This window comes from Streptomyces sp. NPDC006610 (genome assembly GCF_040611575.1).
In the GTDB taxonomy this organism is placed as follows: domain Bacteria; phylum Actinomycetota; class Actinomycetes; order Streptomycetales; family Streptomycetaceae; genus Streptomyces.
Map to the genome: position 1 here is coordinate 147,909 of NZ_JBEXOP010000015.1, position 18,095 is coordinate 166,003.

Genomic DNA, 18,095 nt, shown 5'->3' on the forward strand with positions numbered 1-18,095 from the left:
CGGCCTGGCGGCCCGGTCGGCCTGGCGGCCCGGTCGGCCGCCGACGGGCCTGCGCGCCGGGCGTCCGACGCGCTCCTGGCGGGCGCACGGGGCACCCGCCAGGCACCCGCCGGTCTTACGACACACCCGCGCCCCGGCGACACGGCCCACCCGCACCCGGTGCCGTGCCCCCCTGTTCCGCCGCTACGACCCACCCGCGCCCGGCGCAACGGAACCCCCACGTCGCCCCCCCGCGAGCCCCCGGCGCGGGTGCGGGCAGCCGGGCGCACGTCACAATGGAGGCGTGAGTAACGCCAGTCAGTCCTCGCTGTCCGTCCTGCCCTTCGCCGACCGCCCCGGCACCGTCGCACGGCTGCGGGACGCCCTGCTCGCGGCCGACTTCACCGCCGACGGACTGCTCGAACTCCTCGGCGCCCCCGCCTACGCGGCGCTGGCCCGCAGCGAGACCGTCCCCGCGCTCCGGGCCACCAGGGGAGACACGCCGCTGGAGACGCTCGTACGGCTGTTCCTCCTTCAGCAACCCGTGGGGCACGCGCGCGTGGCGGCCGTTCTGCCCGTCGCCGAGTGCCTGGAGGACGGGTGGCTGACGCGTGCGGGGCAGGACGAGGTCGCGGCGACCGTGGACGTGCGGCCGTACGGCGGGCCCGGCGGGGAGGACTGGTTCATCGTCTCCGACCTGGGCTGCGCGGTCGGCGGGGCCGGCGGCATCGGGCGGCACGACGAAGGCGTCGTCCTCGGCGTCGGCGGCGCCTCCACCACCCTGGCCGGCATCACCGTGCGCACGCCCGTCGCCGCCGCCCTCGACCTGGGCACGGGCTCCGGCATCCAGGCCCTGCACGCCGCCCAGCACGCCACGCGCGTGACGGCGACCGACGTCAACCCCCGTGCCCTGCACATCACCGCCCTCACCCTGGCGCTGTCCGGCGCCCCGGCCGCCGACCTGCGTGAGGGCTCGCTCTTCACGCCGCTGCGGGACGACGAGACGTACGACCTGATCGTCTCCAACCCGCCGTTCGTCATCTCCCCCGGGGCCCGGTTGACGTACCGCGACGGCGGGATGGGCGGGGACGATCTGTGCCGGACGCTCGTTCAGCAGGCGGGGGAGCGGCTGAACGAGGGCGGATTCGCGCAGTTCCTCGCCAACTGGCAGCACGTCGAGGGGGAGGAGTGGCAGGAGCGGCTGCGGTCCTGGGCACCGCAGGGGTGCGACGCGTGGATCGTGCAGCGCGAGGTGCAGGACGTCACGCAGTACGCCGAGCTGTGGCTGCGGGACGCGGGCGACCACCGCGGTGACGCGGCCGACTATCAGGCGCGGTACGACGCCTGGCTGGACGAGTTCGAGGCGCGCAAGGTGAAGGCGGTGGGCTTCGGCTGGATCACCCTGCGCCGGACGGGGGCCGCGACGCCCTCGGTCACGGTCGAGGAGTGGCCGCATCCGGTCGAACAGCCGCTCGGCGAGACGGTCCGGGCGCACTTCGCCCGCCTCGACCACCTGCGCGCCCGCGACGACGCCGCCCTGCTGGAGGAGTGCTTCCGGCTGGCCCCGGAGATCGTCCAGGAACAGGTCGGACTGCCCGGCGCCGAGGACCCCGAGCACGTCGTGCTGCGGCAGAACCGCGGCATGCGCCGGGCCACCAAGGTGGACACGGTCGCCGCGGGCTTCGCGGGCGTGTGCGACGGCTCGCTGACCGCCGGGCGGATCCTCGACGCCATCGCCCAGCTCATGGGCGAGGACCCGGTGCTGCTGCGGGACCGCACGCCGGCGCAGATCAGGCTGCTGGTGGAGCAGGGGTTCCTCGAACCGGCGCAGTGACTTCCCGCACGATCACGCCCCACGCCGCGGTCGTCGTCACGCCGCGTCGTCGTCGCGCCGCGGTCGTCGTCGCGCCGCGGTGACCGCCACGGCCCGGTCACCGTCACAGCCAAGGTGACGGTGACCGGACAGGAGCGGGGGCGGGGGCGAAAACCGGCCAAGGCGGCCGGGAACGTCTCGCACCATGATTTTTTCCTCGGCGATCCGGGCCCTTCCGCGTCCTGTCGGCTCCCGCCGGCGGGGCGGACCGGACGCCGAGGCCCGGTGATCCACAGGCCCGTCGCCCGCACGTTCACGTCAGGTTCGCCCGGACGCCGCCCGCGCGTGTCAACCTCCGGAAAACAGATCCGCACGGACCGGAGAAAAGGGGCGCGTCGAGCCATGGAGAGCGGACCGGCGATCTTCGCGGGATTGACGTTCGCCCTGTTCGGAGCGGCCCTCGCGGCCTGGACGGCGACCCGCGTGCGACGCCGTGAGCCCGTCGCCCTCGGTGTGAGTCCCGTCGCATCGGCGGCCACCGCGAGCGTGGTCGCGTTCGTCTCCCTCGCCGTCGGCGCCTGGTGCCTGACGCAGGTCTGACGGCAGGTCCGGCAGGCGCTCGGGATCTCTCACCTGGCTAATTGAGAGGTGGCGCTCCGGATCGGCGCCCGAACGGCCTCGGCCACTCCGGGCGGCAGGAATGGCGGTAGTCGGGTTACCGTTCGAGTGGCCGTTGCGGGCTTTTCCCGTTTGACACGGGGGCGGGATGTACCGTCACACTCCGCAGCGTCACCATGACCCGACCCCGGGACCAAGGCCTGGGGAGGCCCCAGCGTCGACCGGAGAGAAGAGCGAAGTTGTCCCCGACCAGCGAGACCGCACAGGGCGGCCGCCGACTCGTCATCGTCGAGTCGCCTGCCAAGGCGAAGACGATCAAGGGCTACCTCGGCCCCGGCTACGTCGTCGAAGCGAGCGTCGGGCACATCCGCGACCTCCCCAACGGCGCCGCGGAGGTGCCGGAGAAGTACACCGGCGAGGTGCGCCGCCTCGGTGTGGACGTGGAACACGACTTCCAGCCGATCTATGTCGTCAACGCCGACAAGAAGGCGCAGGTCAAGAAGCTCAAGGACCTGCTGAAGGACTCCGACGAGCTCTTCCTCGCCACCGACGAGGACCGGGAGGGCGAGGCGATCGCCTGGCACCTCCAGGAGGTCCTCAAGCCGAAGATCCCGGTCAAGCGCATGGTGTTCCACGAGATCACCAAGGACGCGATCCGGGCGGCCGTCGCCAACCCGCGCCAGCTCAACCAGAAGCTCGTCGACGCCCAGGAGACCCGCCGCATCCTCGACCGCCTCTACGGCTACGAGGTCTCGCCGGTCCTGTGGAAGAAGGTCATGCCGCGCCTGTCGGCCGGCCGCGTCCAGTCCGTCGCCACGCGCCTGGTCGTCGAGCGGGAACGCGAGCGCATCGCCTTCCGCTCCGCCGAGTACTGGGACCTGACCGGCACCTTCGGGACGGGCCGCGCGGGCGACGCGTCCGACCCGTCGTCGCTGGTCGCACGCCTGCAGACGGTCGACGGCAGGCGGGTCGCGCAGGGCCGCGACTTCGACTCCCTCGGGCAGATCAAGAGCGCCAACACCCTGCACCTCGACGAGGCCGCCGCCCGCGCGCTGGCAGCCGCCCTGGAGAACACCCGCTTCTCCGTCCGCTCCGTCGAGTCGAAGCCGTACCGCCGCTCGCCGTACGCCCCGTTCCGTACGACGACGCTGCAGCAGGAGGCCAGCCGCAAGCTCGGCTTCGGTGCGAAGGCCACCATGCAGATCGCGCAGAAGCTGTACGAGAACGGCTACATCACCTACATGCGTACGGACTCGACGACCCTGAGCGAGACGGCGATCGCCGCCGCCCGCGCCCAGGTCACGCAGCTGTACGGCGCCGACTACCTCCCGCCGCAGCCGCGCACCTACGCCGGCAAGGTCAAGAACGCGCAGGAGGCGCACGAGGCGATCCGTCCCTCGGGTGATCGTTTCCGCACGCCCGCCGAGACCGGTCTGACCGGCGACCAGTTCAAGCTGTACGAGCTGATCTGGAAGCGGACCGTGGCCTCCCAGATGAAGGACGCCATCGGCGACAGCGTCACCGTGAAGATCGCCGGCGCCGCCTCCGACGGCCGCGACGTCGAGTTCAGCGCGTCCGGCAAGACCATCACCTTCCACGGCTTCCTCAAGGCCTACGTCGAGGGCGCCGACGACCCCAACGCCGAGCTGGACGACCGCGAGCGCCGGCTGCCGCAGGTCGCCGAGGGCGACGCCCTGACCGCCGAGGAGATCACGGTCGACGGGCACGCCACCAAGCCCCCGGCCCGCTACACCGAGGCGTCGCTGGTCAAGGAGCTGGAGGAGCGCGAGATCGGCCGCCCGTCGACGTACGCGTCGATCATCGGCACGATCCTCGACCGCGGCTACGTCTTCAAGAAGGGCACGGCCCTCGTGCCGTCCTTCCTCTCCTTCGCCGTGGTCAACCTGCTGGAGAAGCACTTCGGCCGGCTCGTCGACTACGACTTCACCGCCCGCATGGAGGACGACCTCGACCGCATCGCGCGCGGCGAGGCCCAGGCCGTGCCGTGGCTGAAGCGCTTCTACTTCGGCGAGGGCCCCGGCCACGGCAGCGGCGCTGCCGACGCCGGCAACGGTGACGGGGACCACCTCGGCGGCCTCAAGGAACTGGTGACCGACCTCGGCGCGATCGACGCCCGCGAGGTGTCGTCGTTCCCCGTGGGCAACGGCATCGTGCTCCGCGTCGGCCGCTACGGGCCGTACATCGAGCGCGGCGAGAAGGACGCGGAGAACCACCAGCGCGCCGACATCCCCGAGGACCTCGCGCCCGACGAACTGACCGTCGAGCTGGCGGAGGAGCTGCTCGCCAAGCCGAGCGGCGACTTCGAGCTGGGCACCGACCCGAGCACCGGCCACACCATCGTCGCCAAGGACGGCCGCTACGGCCCGTACGTCACGGAGATCCTCCCCGAGGGCACGCCGAAGACCGGCAAGAACGCCGTCAAGCCGCGCACGGCCTCGCTGTTCAAGTCGATGGCGCTGGACACGGTGACGCTGGAGGACGCCCTCAAGCTCATGTCGCTGCCGCGCGTCGTCGGCACGGACACGGACGGGCAGGAGATCACCGCGCAGAACGGCCGCTACGGGCCGTACCTGAAGAAGGGCACGGACTCGCGCTCGCTGCAGTCCGAGGACCAGATCTTCACGATCACGCTGGAGGAGGCGCAGGCGATCTACGCCCAGCCGAAGCAGCGTGGCCGCGCGGCCGCCAAGCCGCCGCTGAAGGAACTGGGCGAGGACCCGGTCAGCGGGAAGCCGGTGGTGGTCAAGGACGGCCGGTTCGGCCCGTACGTCACCGACGGGGAGACCAACGCCACGCTGCGCTCCGGCGACAGCGTCGAGGCGATCACCCCGGAGCGCGGATTCGAACTGCTCGCCGAGAAGCGGGCGAAGGCGCCCGCCAAGAAGACGGCGAAGAAGGCCCCCGCGAAGAAGGCGCCGGCGAAGAAGACCGCCGCCGCCAAGACGACGGCGGCCAAGAAGACGACCGCGGCGAAGAAGACGACGGCGAAGAAGACGACCGCCAAGTCGGCGGCATCCAAGACCGCGACCGCGAAGAAGACCGCCGCGAAGAAGGCGACGGCTTCGAAGTCGGCGGCGGGCGAGGACTGAGCGGGCCGCGACGGGCCGGACCGGCCGGGAGCTGATCGGGCCGGGACCGGCCCGGGGCTGATCGGCGGGACTGGCCGGGTTGGGACTGGCCGGCCGCCTCCGACGGGTCGGCCGACGGCTCGCCCGTCCGCCGGTCGGCGGCCCGATGGTCGCCGGCTGCCCCACGGGCGCGGCGTTTCGGCCATATGTCCGGTCCGTCGCAGGTACCCCCGCGTTCGCGAAACGAACGCCCCGGCATCGTACGGATGTCGGGGCGTGCACACGTTCGGGCGGGTCCACCGGAGTGCCGGTCCGGCCCGATAGGCTGAAAGCATGACGCGAGCCGAGCAGCCAACGGCCCATCAGCCGGCCCCCGACGACGCCCTGGTCGCCGACTCCCGCGAGCGCGCCGTCCGCGCCCTGCTGCGCCGCCCGCAGCTGAAGCGGTTGTGGAGCGCACAACTGGTGAGCGGGGTCGGTGACGTTCTCGCGCTCCTTGTGCTGGTCCTCCTGGTCCTCCAGGCGGCCGTCGCGGAGGGCTCCTTCGGCGGCGGCTACCGGGGCGCGGCGTTCGCAGTGGCGACCGTCCTCGGGGCGCGCATTCTCGCCACGCTCCTCTTCGGGGCGGTCCTGCTCGGCCCGCTCACCTCGCTCACTTCCCAGGACGGCCCGCTGGACCGGCGCTGGACCATGGTCGGCGCGGACGGGCTGCGTGCCGCGCTGCTGATCGTCGCGCCGCTGTGGATCGACTGGACGCCGGACAACGCGCTCGTCGCCCTGCTCGCCACCGTCTTCGTGACCGGCGTCGCCGAGCGCTTCTGGACGGTGTCGCGCGCGAGCGCCGCCCCCGCGCTGCTGCCCGCCCCGCCGCCGGAGGGCGCGACGGTACGGCCGCTGCCGGACCACATGGACGCACTGCGCCGCCTGTGGCTGCGCACCGGCTTCGCCGCCGTCCCGCTGGCGGGCGCCGCGCTGGTCACCGCCGGGCTGTTCAACAACCTGCTGGGCGCCGGGGTCGACTGGTTCGCCCAGCATCAGGCCGCCCTCGCCTCGTACGTCGCGGCCGGGCTGTTCGCGGCGTCGCTGTCCGTGCTGACCTTCCTCGACGTGCCCGCCACCCGCACCCCCCGCGCGCGGTCCCCGCTCGAAGGGCTGCGCCGACCCAAGGCGGGCGCCGGCGCCGACAAGGGCCGAACCGGCGCCGTCCCGCTGCTGGTGCTCGCCTGCGCGGCCGTCGCCGCCGCGGTCGCCGCCGCCGGCGCGGTCGCCGTGCTGCACGCCAACGACCTCGGCGGCGGCCCGGTGACGTACGGGTTGCTGGTGCTGCTGCTGACGGGCGGAGTCGTCGTCGGCGTCCGTACGGCGCCGAAGGTGCTCGTGACGCTGTCCCGGCGGCGGATGCTCGCGCTCGCCCTCGCCTTCACCGGCGTCGCCCTGCTGGCCGCCGGCCTCGTCCCGGACGTCGCCACCGTGCTGCTGATCGTCGCGCTGGCCGGCGTCGGCGCGGGCGCGGCGGCGAACACCGGGCACGCGCTGCTCGACCAGGAGACGGAGGAGCACCGGCGGGCGCGGACCACCGAGCATCTGCACGCCGTCGTCCGGGCCGTCGTCGCCCTCGCCGTCGTGGCCGCGCCCGTGCTGGCCGCACTGATCGGGCCGCACCGCGTGGAGAACGGCAAGTTCGTGTTCGCGCACGGCGGAGCGGCGTACACCCTGATGCTGGTCGGCGCGCTGCTGCTGCCGGTGGCCGCGCTGGTGCTGGCCAAGCTCGACGACCGTTCCGGGGTGCCGCTGCGCCAGGACCTGCGCGACGCGCTGCTCGGCGGCGACGACCCGGTGCAGTCGCCCGCGGGCTCCGGCTTCTTCATCGCCCTGGAGGGCGGCGACGGCGCCGGGAAGTCCACCCAGGCCGAGGCGCTCGCCGAGTGGATACGGGCCAAGGGCCACGAGGTGGTGCTCACCCGCGAGCCCGGGGCCACGCCCGTCGGCAAGCGGCTGCGCTCCATCCTGCTCGACGTGTCGAGCGCCGGGCTCTCGCACCGCGCGGAGGCGCTGCTGTACGCCGCCGACCGCGCGGAGCACGTCGACACCGTGGTGCGGCCGGCGCTGGAGCGCGGCGCCGTCGTCATTTCGGACCGGTACATCGACTCGTCGGTGGCCTACCAGGGGGCCGGCCGGGACCTGTCCCCGACCGAGATCGCCCGCATCAACCGGTGGGCGACCCACGGCCTCGTCCCGCACCTGACCGTGCTGCTGGACGTCGCACCGGAGACCGCCCGGGAGCGGTTCACGGAGGCGCCGGACCGGCTGGAGTCCGAGCCCGCCGAGTTCCACGCGCGCGTGCGCTCCGGTTTCCTCACGCTGGCCTCCTCCGACCCCGGGCGCTACCTGGTGGTGGACGCCGGCCAGGAGCCCGAGGCCGTCACCACCGTGATCCGGGCCCGGCTCGACCAGTTGCTGCCGCTCTCCGAGGCCGAGATCAAGGCGCAGGAGGAGGCGCGGCGCAAGGCCGAGGAGGAGGCCCGCCGCAAGGCGGAGGAAGAGGCCGCCCGCAAGGCCGAGGAGGAGCGCCTGGAGCGCGAGCGCCAGGAACTGCTCGCCCGGCTGCGCGCCGAGGAGGAGGAGCGCAAGCGGCGCGAGCTGGAGGAGGCGCAGCGGCGCGAGGCCGAGCGGCAGGCCGAGGAGGCCAGGCAGCGGGCCGAGGAAGCGCGCAGGCGCGCGGAGGAGGAGCGGGCGCGGCTGCTCGCCGAGGAGAAGGCGCGCGCGGAGGAAGAGGAGCGGCGCCGGGCCGAGGAGGAGCGGCGGCGCAAGCAGGCCGAGGAAGAGGCCAGGCAGCGGGCGGAGGAGGCCCGTCGGCGCGCCGAGGAGGAGCAGCGCCGGCTGGCGAAGCAGCGTGAGGCCGAGGCGGCGCTGTTGCGGGCCGAGGAGGCGCGCAGGGCGGCCGAGCAGGCAGCGGCGGCAGCGGCGCAGGGCCCGCGCCCTCCGGCGCCGCCCGCCGTCCCGACGGATGCGGCGACCGTGCCGACGCCGGTGGTGACCCCGACGAACGCGACGGGCGGGCCGCTGGAGGAGACGGCGGTCCTGCGTCCGGTGCGCGACGAGGCGGCGCCGCGGGACCGCGGCGCCGCCGACGCCGAGGCCACCACTGAGCTGCCGCAGCCTTTGCCGGGGGCCGCGGACGAGACGGCCGTGCTGCCGCAGGTGACGCCCGCGGGCGCGGCGGACGAGACGGCGGTCCTGCCGCAGGTCCCGCCGGGGGCCGACGGGGCGGCCGTACGGCCCGCAGCGCCGGGACAGGACCCGGCGGACCGGGTCCCGCCCGGCTACTTCCGGGGCGAGCGGCCGGACGCCGCGGGATTGCGGGCGGAGGCGGCCGAGGACCGTACGCGGGAGCTGCCGCAGGTCGGCGAGGACGGGACGCCCCGGCGCAGGCCGCGGTCCGACTGGGCCGAGGAGACGCCGCTGGACGACCTGCCGACGCTGGCGGACGAGCTGCTCGGCCCGCACGACGACAGCCGCGACGACGCCCATGCCGACGCCCACGACCACGGCTCCGGCGACGGTTCGCGCGACGGAGACCAGGGGCGCCGCGGGTGGGGCCGGGGGCGCAGGAGCTGACCGTCGCGGGCGTTGTCAGTGGTCGCCCGCACAATGGACGGCGTACCGCGAACGTGACGGAAGGGCGGCGTGACCCATGAGCGTGTGGGACGACCTCGTCGGGCAGGAGAGGATCGGCGAGCAGCTCGCCGCCGCGGCACGGGACGCCGACGCCCTGGTCACGGCCGCGTCCGCCGACGCCCCGCCGCCCGAGGCGTCGAAGATGACGCACGCCTGGCTGTTCACCGGCCCGCCCGGCGCCGGCTACGTCCAGGCGGCGCGGGCCTTCGCCGCCGCCCTCCAGTGCGTCAGCCCCGACCGCGCGCTCGGCGGCGCGCCGGGCTGCGGCTTCTGCGACGGCTGCCACACGGCCCTGATCGGCACCCACGCGGACGTCACCACGGTCACCGCGGTCGGCGCGCAGATCCGCGCCGAGGACATGCGGGACACGGTCCGTCAGTCGTTCACCGCCCCGGCGAACGGCCGCTGGCAGGTCATCCTGGTGGAGGACGCCGAGCGGCTGAACGAGAAATCGGCGAACGCCGTCCTCAAGGCCGTGGAGGAGCCCGCGTCCCGCACGGTGTGGCTGCTGTGCGCGCCGTCGGTCGAGGACGTGCTGCCCACCATCCGCTCCCGGTGCCGGCTGCTGACGCTGAGCACCCCGTCGGTGGACGCCGTCGCCGACATGCTCGTCCGGCGCGAGGGCGTCGAACCGGACGTCGCCATGGCGGCGGCCCGCGCCACGCAGGGGCATGTGGAGCGGGCGCGCCGGCTGGCCACCGACCCGGAGGCCCGCGCGCGCCGCGCCGCCGTGCTGAAGCTGCCCCTGCGCGTCGACGACGTCGGCGGCTGCCTCAAGGCCGCCCAGGAACTGGTCGACGCCGCAGCGGCGGACGCCAAGGCGCTCGCCGACGAGACGGACGCCAAGGAGACCGAGGACATGAAGGCGGCGCTCGGCGCGTCGCAGGGCGGCCGGATGCCGCGCGGCACGGCGGGCGTGATCAAGGACCTGGAGGACAACCAGAAGCGCCGCCGCACGCGCACCCAGCGCGACAGCCTCGACGTCGCCCTGTCCGACCTCACCGCCTTCTACCGAGACGTCCTCGCCCTCCAGCTCGGCTCCCGCATCGCGATCGCCAACGCCGACGCCGAGGACGCCCTGGAGCGGATCGCCCGCGGCAGCACGCCCGAGTCCACCCTGCGCCGGATCGAGGCCGTCGCCGCCTGCCGCGAGGCCCTCGACCGCAATGTGACGCCGCTGCTGGCGGTGGAGGCGATGACGATGGCGCTCAGAGCCGGCTGAGCGGCGAGGGGTCCGCCGCGCGTTGACGGCGTCGCCCGTCCGTGGCACATCCGCGACGCAGCGCGCCGAAGTGATCGCGCAGCGTTACGATCACGGGATGCACACCAACCGTCCCCTTCCCGGGTCCCGCAGCGCGCGCAGGTCCGGTCGAGGCGCGCGCACCGCAGCCGCGCTGATCGCGCTGGCGGCGATGCTGGGCGCCGCGGCCTGCTCGCCCGGGAGTCCGACGAGTTCCACGTCGGCGGCCGGCGATCCCGCCGTGCTGGTCGCGCTGTCCGGGGCGACGCCGTCCGGGCTCGCGCCGTACTACGAGCAGAAGCTGAAGTGGCGCGCCTGCGGGGTGCCCGGCTTCGAATGCACCACGCTGCTGGCCCCGCTCGACTACGACCGCCCCGGCCAGGACGGCGACGTCCGCCTCGCGGTCGCCCGCAAGAAGGCCACCGGGCCCGGCGAGCGCCTGGGCTCCCTCCTGGTGAACCCGGGCGGACCGGGCGGCTCGGCGATCGGCTACCTCCAGGAGTACGCCGGTATCGGCTACCCGGCCGAGATCCGCGCCCGCTACGACATGGTCGCCGTCGACCCGCGCGGGGTCGCCCGCAGCGAGCCCGTCGAGTGCCTGGACGGTCCGGCCATGGACGCGTACACGCAGACGGACGGCACACCGGACGACGAGCGGGAGACGGCCGGGCTGATCGAGCAGTACCGGAAGTTCGGCGAGGGCTGTGGCGAGGACGCCCCGAAACTGCTGCGGCACGTCTCGACGGTCGAGGCGGCCCGGGACATGGACCTCCTGCGGGCGGCGCTGGGCGACGAGCGGCTCAACTACGTCGGGGCGTCGTACGGCACGTTCCTGGGAGCGACGTACGCCGGGCTGTTCCCGGAACGGTCGGGGCGGCTGGTGCTGGACGGCGCGATGGACCCGACGCTGCCCGCCCGCAGGCTCACCCTGGACCAGACGGCGGGCTTCGAGACGGCGTTCAGGGCGTTCGCCGAGAACTGCGTGACGCAGAACGGCTGCCCGCTCGGCGGCAAGGGAACCAAGCCGGAGCAGGTCGGGCGCAACCTCAATGCCTTCTTCGAGAAGCTCGACGCCAAGCCGCTGCCCACGGGCGACGCGGACGGACGCCGGCTCACCGAGTCCCTGGCCACGACCGGTGTCATGGCAGCGATGTACGACGAGGCGGCCTGGCCGCAGCTGCGCGAGGCGCTCACGGCGGCGATGAAGGAGGGCGACGGCGCGGGCCTGCTCGTCCTCTCCGACGGCTACTACGAGCGGGACGCCGAGGGCCGGTACTCCAACCTGATGTCCGCCAATGCCGCCGTGAACTGCCTCGACCTCCCGCCCGCCTTCGACGCCCCGGACGAGGTCCGCGAGGCCCTGCCCGACTTCGAGAAGGCGTCCCCGGTCTTCGGCGAGGGCCTCGCCTGGGCGTCCCTGAACTGCGCGTACTGGCCCGTCGGCCACACCGGCGAACCGCACCGCATCGTGGCGAAGGGCGCCGCCCCGATCGTCGTGGTCGGGACCACCCGCGACCCCGCGACCCCCTACCGCTGGGCCCAGTCCCTGTCCCGCCAGCTCTCCTCGGCCCGCCTCCTGACCTACGACGGCGACGGCCACACGGCGTACGGCCGAGGCAGCGACTGCATCGACCGCACGATCAACGCCTACCTCCTGCGCGGCACCCCGCCGACGGACGGGAAGCGCTGCTCGTAGCACCGGCGCGGGCCGGTACGAAGCACCTCCGGAAACTGTGTAGACTTACCGACGTTGCTGATCGCACCATGGTGCGACCGGCGCGCCGCCTTAGCTCAGATGGCCAGAGCAACGCACTCGTAATGCGTAGGTCTCGGGTTCGAATCCCGAAGGCGGCTCCATTGAAACCCCAGGCCAAATTCCTTTGACCTGGGGTTTTTTGCGCTACCGGACGCGTCAACGACACCGGTCACGGGCCGCGCGTCGGTCCTCGGTCTCAGTTCTGGTCTCAGTTGTGATTTCCGGGCCGGGCCTGGCGTCTCCCCCGCGGCGCATCGTGTCCTTCGAGCTACGAGACGCAATCGTCTTCAGACCGCGGCCACGACCTGCCTGCCGGCGTCATGCTGCACCGCCCGTGGGGCCTCGGCGGGCGGTGCCGTCCGGTCCCGCCGCACCGCACGCCGCCCGCCCGCTCACTTCGCGTCCGCGTAACACCTCACCACCGCCGCCGTGAACGGAAACCGCACCGGCGTCTCGCCGAACGTCAGTCGCGCGGCCAGCTGCGACGCCTCCCGGATCGCCGCGACCACCGTCTGCGCCTCCTCCTCGGGACAGTGCACGATCACCTCGTCGTGCTGGAAGAAGACCAGCTCGGCCGCCATGTCCGCGCAGGCGCGCCGGAGGGCGGCGAGCAGGAGCAGGGTCCAGTCGGCGGCGCTGCCCTGCACGACGAAGTTGCGGGCGAACCGCCCCCGCGCGCGGGCGTTGGTGGAGGCGTAGCCGGGGACCCAGTCCTGGGCGCGCCCGTCGCCGCCCGGGTCCTCGACGGCCGGGTCGTCCTGGGGCAGGCCCGCCTCGTCCGCGCCGCTTCCGCCCGCCCCGGCGGCCGGCGGGCAGGTCCGGCCCAGCCAGGTGCGCACCAGCCTGCCCTCCTCGCCCGCGCGGGCCGCCTCGTCGACGTACTCCACCGCTTTCGGGAAGCGGCGTCTGAGCGCGGCGAGGTTCTTCAGCCCGTCGCCGGAGGTCTGGCCGTAGATCGCGCCGAGCACGGCGAGCTTGGCCTGGTCGCGGTCGCCGGCGAAGGCGCGGTCGGAGACGGACTGGTAGAGGTCGGTCTCCCGGCCGGCGACCTCCATCAGGCCGGGGTCGCGGGAGATCGCGGCGAGGACGCGCGGTTCCATCTGGTCGGCGTCCGCGACGACCAGCCGCCAGCCCGGGTCGGCGACGACGGCGCGCCGGATCACCTTGGGGATCTGCAGGGCGCCCCCGCCGTTGGTGACCCACCGCCCGGTCACCGTGCCGCCCGCCTGGAACTCGGGCCGGAACCGCCCGTCCCGCACCCAGTCCTGCAGCCAGGACCAGCCGTGGGCGACCATGATCCGGTACAGCTTCTTGTACTCGATGAGCGGTTTCACCGCCGGGTGGTCGACGGTCTCCAGCTCCCAGCGGCGGGTCGAGCCCACCTTGATCCCGGCCTGCGCGAAGGCCTTGACGACGTCGGCGGGCAGATCCGGGCGGACCCGGCGGCCGAAGGCGGCGGACACCTCGTCGGCCAGCTCGGCCAGCCGGCGCGGCTCGCCGCCGCCCGCGTACCGCTCGCCCAGCAGGTCGTGCAGCACCTCACGGTGCACGGGCGCGCTCCAGGGGACGCCCGCGTGGTTCATCTCGGCGGCCACCAGCATCCCGGCCGATTCGGCGGCGGTCAGCAGCCGCATCCGGTCCGGGTGGGCGGCCCGCTCGTGCCGCCGCAGCTGCTCGGCGTAGACGGCGAGGAGGTCGTCGAGCGGGAGCCGGGCGCCCTGTGGCTCGAACAGCGGTGACTGCGCGCCCGGTTCGGCGGAGCGCGCAGGAGGGTCGGGCGGCACGGGGCCGCCCCGCAGCCGGGCGAGGGCGGCGGCGGCCGAGCGTGGCTCGCCGTACCGCCCTTCGTGGCCCAGGAGGAGGGTCTCGGCGTCCTCGACGTCGTAGCACCGCTCCACTCGCACCCCCGTGGCGAGCAGCCGCGGATAGACCTCGGCAGTGGACCGCCACACCCACCGCGTCACCCGGGGCCTGCTGCGCACCGCCTCGGCGAGATCCTCCTCCCGGACCACCGGCCCGGCGGGCAGCCCGTCCGGACCGAGGGGGGCGACGTCCACGCCACCGTCCTCGGCCGGAGCGAGCGCCCACCTGTCGGCCATGAACGTGAGTGTCGCACCAGGGTCTGACAACGGCCCCGCGCGACGGCCCGGGAGCGATGGCCCCCATGGCCTGGGGGCGGCACTTCAGCCCTGTTCCGGCTAGTCCTGCTCCGGCTCCGCCTTCGTCGGCTGCTGCTGGATCAGCGCGAGCACGTCCGCGACGTACTGCTCCACCGCCGCCTTGGTGATGCCGAGCCCGGACAGCACGCCCTCGCCGTTCTCGAACTCCAGCAGGGCGAGCAGGACGTGCTCGGTGCCGATGTAGTTGTGGCCGAGGCGCAGGGCCTCGCGGAAGGTCAGCTCCAGCACCTTCTTGGCGTCGGGGCCGTAGGGGATCAGCTCCGGTACGTCGTCGGCGGCCGGGGGCAGGGCCGAGGCGGCTGCCTGGCGTACGGCGTCGAGGGGGACGCCCTGCGCGGTGATCGCCTTGGCGGCCAGGCCCTCCGGCTCGGCCAGCAGGCCGAGGACCAGGTGCTCGGGGCGGCCTTCGGGCGTGCGGGCGGCGACCGCCTCGTTGTGGGCGGCCATGACGGTGTTCCGCGCCCGGGGCGTGTAACGGCTGAAGCCCTGGTTGGGATCGAGGTCGGCGGACTCCTTCGGTACGAAGCGCTTCTGGGCGGCCTGCCGGGTGACGCCCATGCTCTTGCCGATGTCGGTCCAGGACGCGCCGGAACGCCGGGCCTGGTCCACGAAGTGGCCGATCAGGTGGTCGGCCACGTCGCCCAGGTGCTCCCCGGCGAGCACGGCGTCCTGGAGCTGGTCGAGGGGCTCGTCGTGGACCTTCTTGATGGCCGCGATGAGGTCGTCGAGACGGACGGATGACGTGATGGTCGGGTTCGTCGCCATGTGTCAACCGTAGGTTGCACCCCCAACGGTGTCAACCGTCGGTTGACACATCCGGTCCGCCGCCGTCGCCCCCTCCCGGCCTACTTCGGAGTCGCCGCCAAGCGGACGGCCAGCCCTGCGAACACCGTCCCCGTGAAGACGCTCAACCCTCGTGCCACGCGCCGGCTCCGGCGCAGCAGCGCGGACAGCTTGCCGGAGAGCAGGCCGATCGAACCGTCCACCGCGAAGCCCATCACCACGAAGGTCAGCCCCAGCACCATGAACTGGCCGGGGACGTGGCCCAGCGCCGGGTCCACGAACTGCGGCAGGAAGGCGACGTTGAAGACGATCACCTTCGGGTTGAGCAGATTGGTCACCGCGCCCTGCCAGAAAGCCCGCCACCGCCCCGCCCCGGCGCCTTCCGCCGGCTCCCCGCCCGGGACGTCCCGCGCGACCGGCGCCGCCGGCTCCCGGAACGCCCGGTAGGCCAGGTACAGCAGATACGCCGCCCCCGCCCACCGCAGCACCTGGTACAGCACCGGCAACGTCGTGAACAGCGCCGACAGCCCGAGCGCCGCGGCGACGGCGTGCACGAACATGGCACAGGCGACCCCGGCCGCAGCCATCACCCCGGCGACGGGTCCGCCCTTCCCGCCCATGGCCACGACGAACATCATGTCGGGCCCCGGAGTGACGCACAGGGCCAATGCGGCGACGAGGAACGCCGTGTACAGATGCGGGTCCACCATGTGCGCCATGCTCGGTGCGGGCCACCGCGCGGGCGAGCGAATTTCGTGGAGTGAGACGCGCCCGTGACACGATCGCCGGGTGGACGACACGACCAACACCGTCGAACGCGCCTTCGAGGCTGCCCTGTATGCCCCCGGCGACGACCACGTCGCCCTGGACACCGGCGCCTCGCTGCTCGCGGCCGACCCCGCGGCGGACGCGGAACTCGCCGCGCGGGGGCGCGGGTTCGTCGCCGACCTGTGGCGGCGCGGCTGGGAGCCCGCCGACGTCGTACGGATCGTGCGGCGCGACCTCGACGACGTCCACGTACGGCTCGCCGCCTCCCTGATCCGGTCCCAGGCGTCCGACGACCGTCCGCGCGGACCTCGCTGGACCGCCCAGATCGCCCAACTCGGCCGGCTGGACCCGCAGGCCGGAAAGGAGCCCTCGGGCGACCGCTTCGCCCACGCCACCGCCGTCCTGGAGCTGTACCGGCTGCTGGCGCGCCTGCCCGCCCTGGAGTCCCTGGACGAGCCGCGGCCCCGCACGCCCGCCCGCGGCAGGCCACAGGGCGAGTCGAGGGCGCTGGGCCGTATCCGCGCCCTGCTCGCCAAGGCCGAGGCGACGAGCTACCCGGACGAGGCCGAGGCGCTCACCGCCAAGGCGCAGGAGCTGATGGCCCGGCACAGCATCGACGAGGCCCTGCTCGCCGCGCACGCCCCGGCCGCCGACGAGCCCACCGCATGCCGGATCGGCGTCGAACCGCCCTACGAGCAGGCCAAGGCGGTGCTGCTGGACGCGGTCGCCTCCGCCAACCACTGCCGGGCCGTGTGGAACGAACCCTTCGGCTTCTCCACCGTCGTCGGCTTCGCACCCGACCTGGAGGCCGTCGAACTGCTCTACACCTCGCTCCTGGTGCAGGCGACGACCGCGATGACCAAGGCGGAGGCCGCCCAGCGGGCCCGCGGCCGCAAGCGCACCAGGACCTTCCGGCAGTCCTTCCTCGCCGCCTACGCCCACCGCATCGGCCTGCGTCTGGAGGCCGCCGCCGAACAGGCCGCCGAGGAAGCCGCCGCCGAGGCCGCCGCCCGGGGCGAGGTGGCCGACGAGCTCCTGCCGGTACTCGCCTCCCGCGAGGTCGCGGTCACCGGACGGATGGAGCAGCTGTTCCCGGAGACCACCACGACCCGGCTGCGCGGAGTGACCGACGCGGCCGGTTGGACGGAGGGCGCCCGCGCGGCCGACCGGGCGGAGGTGAGAGCGCGCCGACGGCTCGAGTGAGGCCGGCCCTTCAGTCGCCCGCCTGCTGGAAGGCGCCGACCGACGCCTCGGGCGCCGCCTCCCCGCCCGCCACCGGCCCGTACGACCACGGGTGGCTGCCGCCCTCCGCCGCACCCGGCAGCGCGATCTCCAGGGCCTCCACGGCGAGGCTGCCCGCGGCACCCTCCTCGCCCCGCACGTACGTGAGGGTGAACGACGCGGCGGCGCCCTCGGCGAGCGTCAGCTTCTGCGCCTTCGCCGCCTCGTCGACCGGTACGGCGACCTTCTCGCCGCCGGCCGAGAACTTCACGACGGGGAAGCCGTCGAGGATGCACTCGGAGCCCTCGTTGGTCAGCGTCACGGGCAGGTTGCCGGTGTCCCCGGCGACGGGGGCGGCGTTGGCGGGGCCGACCTCGACGGCGATCCCGTCGGCCGCGCACGCGGCGGCCGCCGCGCGGGTCGTCCTCCCGCCGCCGTCCCCTCCCGCGTCGCCCTCGCCGGCGCCGCCACTGTCACAGGCGGTCAGGAGCAGGGCCGCGGCGAGGGCGGCGACGGTGAACGGTACGGACGGCACGGAGCGCATGAAGAATCCCCTGTGAGGTGGTCGGTGAGGTGGGTCGTGACGAACCCTCAGGATCATCACGTACGGCGGACCCGGCAGGTCACGCGCCCCTGCCGAACGCAGCCCTGCGCCCCGCCGAACGCGCCCGTGCGCCCCCGCCGAACCCAACCGTCACGCCCCGCAGCCACCACGGGGGAAAGCCGCGTACGGCGCACCCCCCACCCGGCGTTCGCGCAGCCGCGATGGCGGGTGGGCCGCGTACGGCGCACCGCCCACCCGGCGTTCGCGCAGCCGCGATGGCGGTTGGGCCGCGTACGGCGCACCGCCCACCCGGCGTTCGCGCAGCCGCGATGGCGGGTGGGCCGCGTACGGCGGGAAGGGGACGGGCCGGGGGTGTCCGCCCGCAGCGGTTGGCGCGTCAACACGGGTACCTCTTGCGACAGACCG

At 74.1% G+C, this 18,095-nt stretch carries 11 protein-coding genes and 1 tRNA gene; 8 read left to right on the top strand and 4 right to left on the bottom strand.

Features of this window, described 5'->3' with window-relative positions:
* Positions 1–307: 307 nt before the first annotated feature.
* The 7 genes from ABZY13_RS15255 (at position 308) to ABZY13_RS15285 (ending at position 12,274) form a co-directional block, all read left to right on the top strand.
* Positions 308–1,813: a class I SAM-dependent methyltransferase gene (locus ABZY13_RS15255; RefSeq protein WP_356630723.1), complete on the top strand. Its 1,506-nt coding sequence runs from the start codon at positions 308–310 to the stop codon at positions 1,811–1,813.
* Between the two features lie 381 nt (positions 1,814–2,194).
* Positions 2,195–2,392 (top strand): hypothetical protein, encoded by a 198-nt coding sequence (locus ABZY13_RS15260; RefSeq protein ID WP_356630688.1) that lies wholly within the window; start codon positions 2,195–2,197, stop codon positions 2,390–2,392.
* A 257-nt stretch (positions 2,393–2,649) separates the two neighbouring features.
* Entirely contained in the window at positions 2,650–5,520 is a 2,871-nt protein-coding gene (gene topA, locus ABZY13_RS15265; RefSeq protein WP_356630690.1) for a type I DNA topoisomerase, read from the top strand.
* Between the two features lie 312 nt (positions 5,521–5,832).
* Positions 5,833–9,117 (top strand): dTMP kinase, encoded by a 3,285-nt coding sequence (tmk, locus tag ABZY13_RS15270; RefSeq protein WP_356630693.1) that lies wholly within the window; start codon positions 5,833–5,835, stop codon positions 9,115–9,117.
* A gap of 76 nt (positions 9,118–9,193) precedes the next feature.
* Entirely contained in the window at positions 9,194–10,399 is a 1,206-nt protein-coding gene (locus tag ABZY13_RS15275) for a DNA polymerase III subunit delta' (protein WP_356630695.1), read from the top strand.
* 97 nt (positions 10,400–10,496) lie between these two features.
* Positions 10,497–12,113 (top strand): alpha/beta hydrolase, encoded by a 1,617-nt coding sequence (locus ABZY13_RS15280; protein WP_356630697.1) that lies wholly within the window; start codon positions 10,497–10,499, stop codon positions 12,111–12,113.
* Between the two features lie 84 nt (positions 12,114–12,197).
* Positions 12,198–12,274: transfer RNA gene (locus tag ABZY13_RS15285), tRNA-Thr, on the top strand.
* A 291-nt stretch (positions 12,275–12,565) separates the two neighbouring features.
* Here ABZY13_RS15285 and ABZY13_RS15290 read toward each other — a convergent pair.
* The 3 genes from ABZY13_RS15290 to ABZY13_RS15300 form a co-directional block, all read right to left on the bottom strand.
* Positions 12,566–14,272, bottom strand: coding sequence for a bifunctional 3'-5' exonuclease/DNA polymerase (locus ABZY13_RS15290; RefSeq protein WP_356630699.1), 1,707 nt, complete (start codon positions 14,270–14,272; stop codon positions 12,566–12,568).
* Between the two features lie 99 nt (positions 14,273–14,371).
* On the bottom strand, positions 14,372–15,118 hold the full coding sequence (locus tag ABZY13_RS15295; protein WP_356630701.1) for a Clp protease N-terminal domain-containing protein: 747 nt from the start codon (positions 15,116–15,118) through the stop codon (positions 14,372–14,374).
* A gap of 80 nt (positions 15,119–15,198) precedes the next feature.
* The gene (locus tag ABZY13_RS15300) at positions 15,199–15,846 is read right to left on the bottom strand and encodes a LysE family translocator (RefSeq protein ID WP_356630703.1); all 648 of its coding nucleotides are present in this window, start codon (positions 15,844–15,846) and stop codon (positions 15,199–15,201) included.
* Positions 15,847–15,925: 79 nt separating this feature from the next.
* Here ABZY13_RS15300 and ABZY13_RS15305 point away from each other — a divergent pair, with 79 nt between their 5' ends.
* The gene (locus ABZY13_RS15305) at positions 15,926–17,107 is read left to right on the top strand and encodes a DUF2786 domain-containing protein (protein WP_356630705.1); all 1,182 of its coding nucleotides are present in this window, start codon (positions 15,926–15,928) and stop codon (positions 17,105–17,107) included.
* Positions 17,108–17,117: 10 nt separating this feature from the next.
* Here ABZY13_RS15305 and ABZY13_RS15310 read toward each other — a convergent pair whose 3' ends face one another.
* Positions 17,118–17,660 carry a DUF4232 domain-containing protein gene (locus tag ABZY13_RS15310; protein ID WP_356630725.1) on the bottom strand — a complete coding sequence of 181 codons (543 nt, stop codon included), beginning with the start codon at positions 17,658–17,660 and terminating at the stop codon, positions 17,118–17,120.
* Between the last annotated feature and the right edge of the window lie 435 nt (positions 17,661–18,095).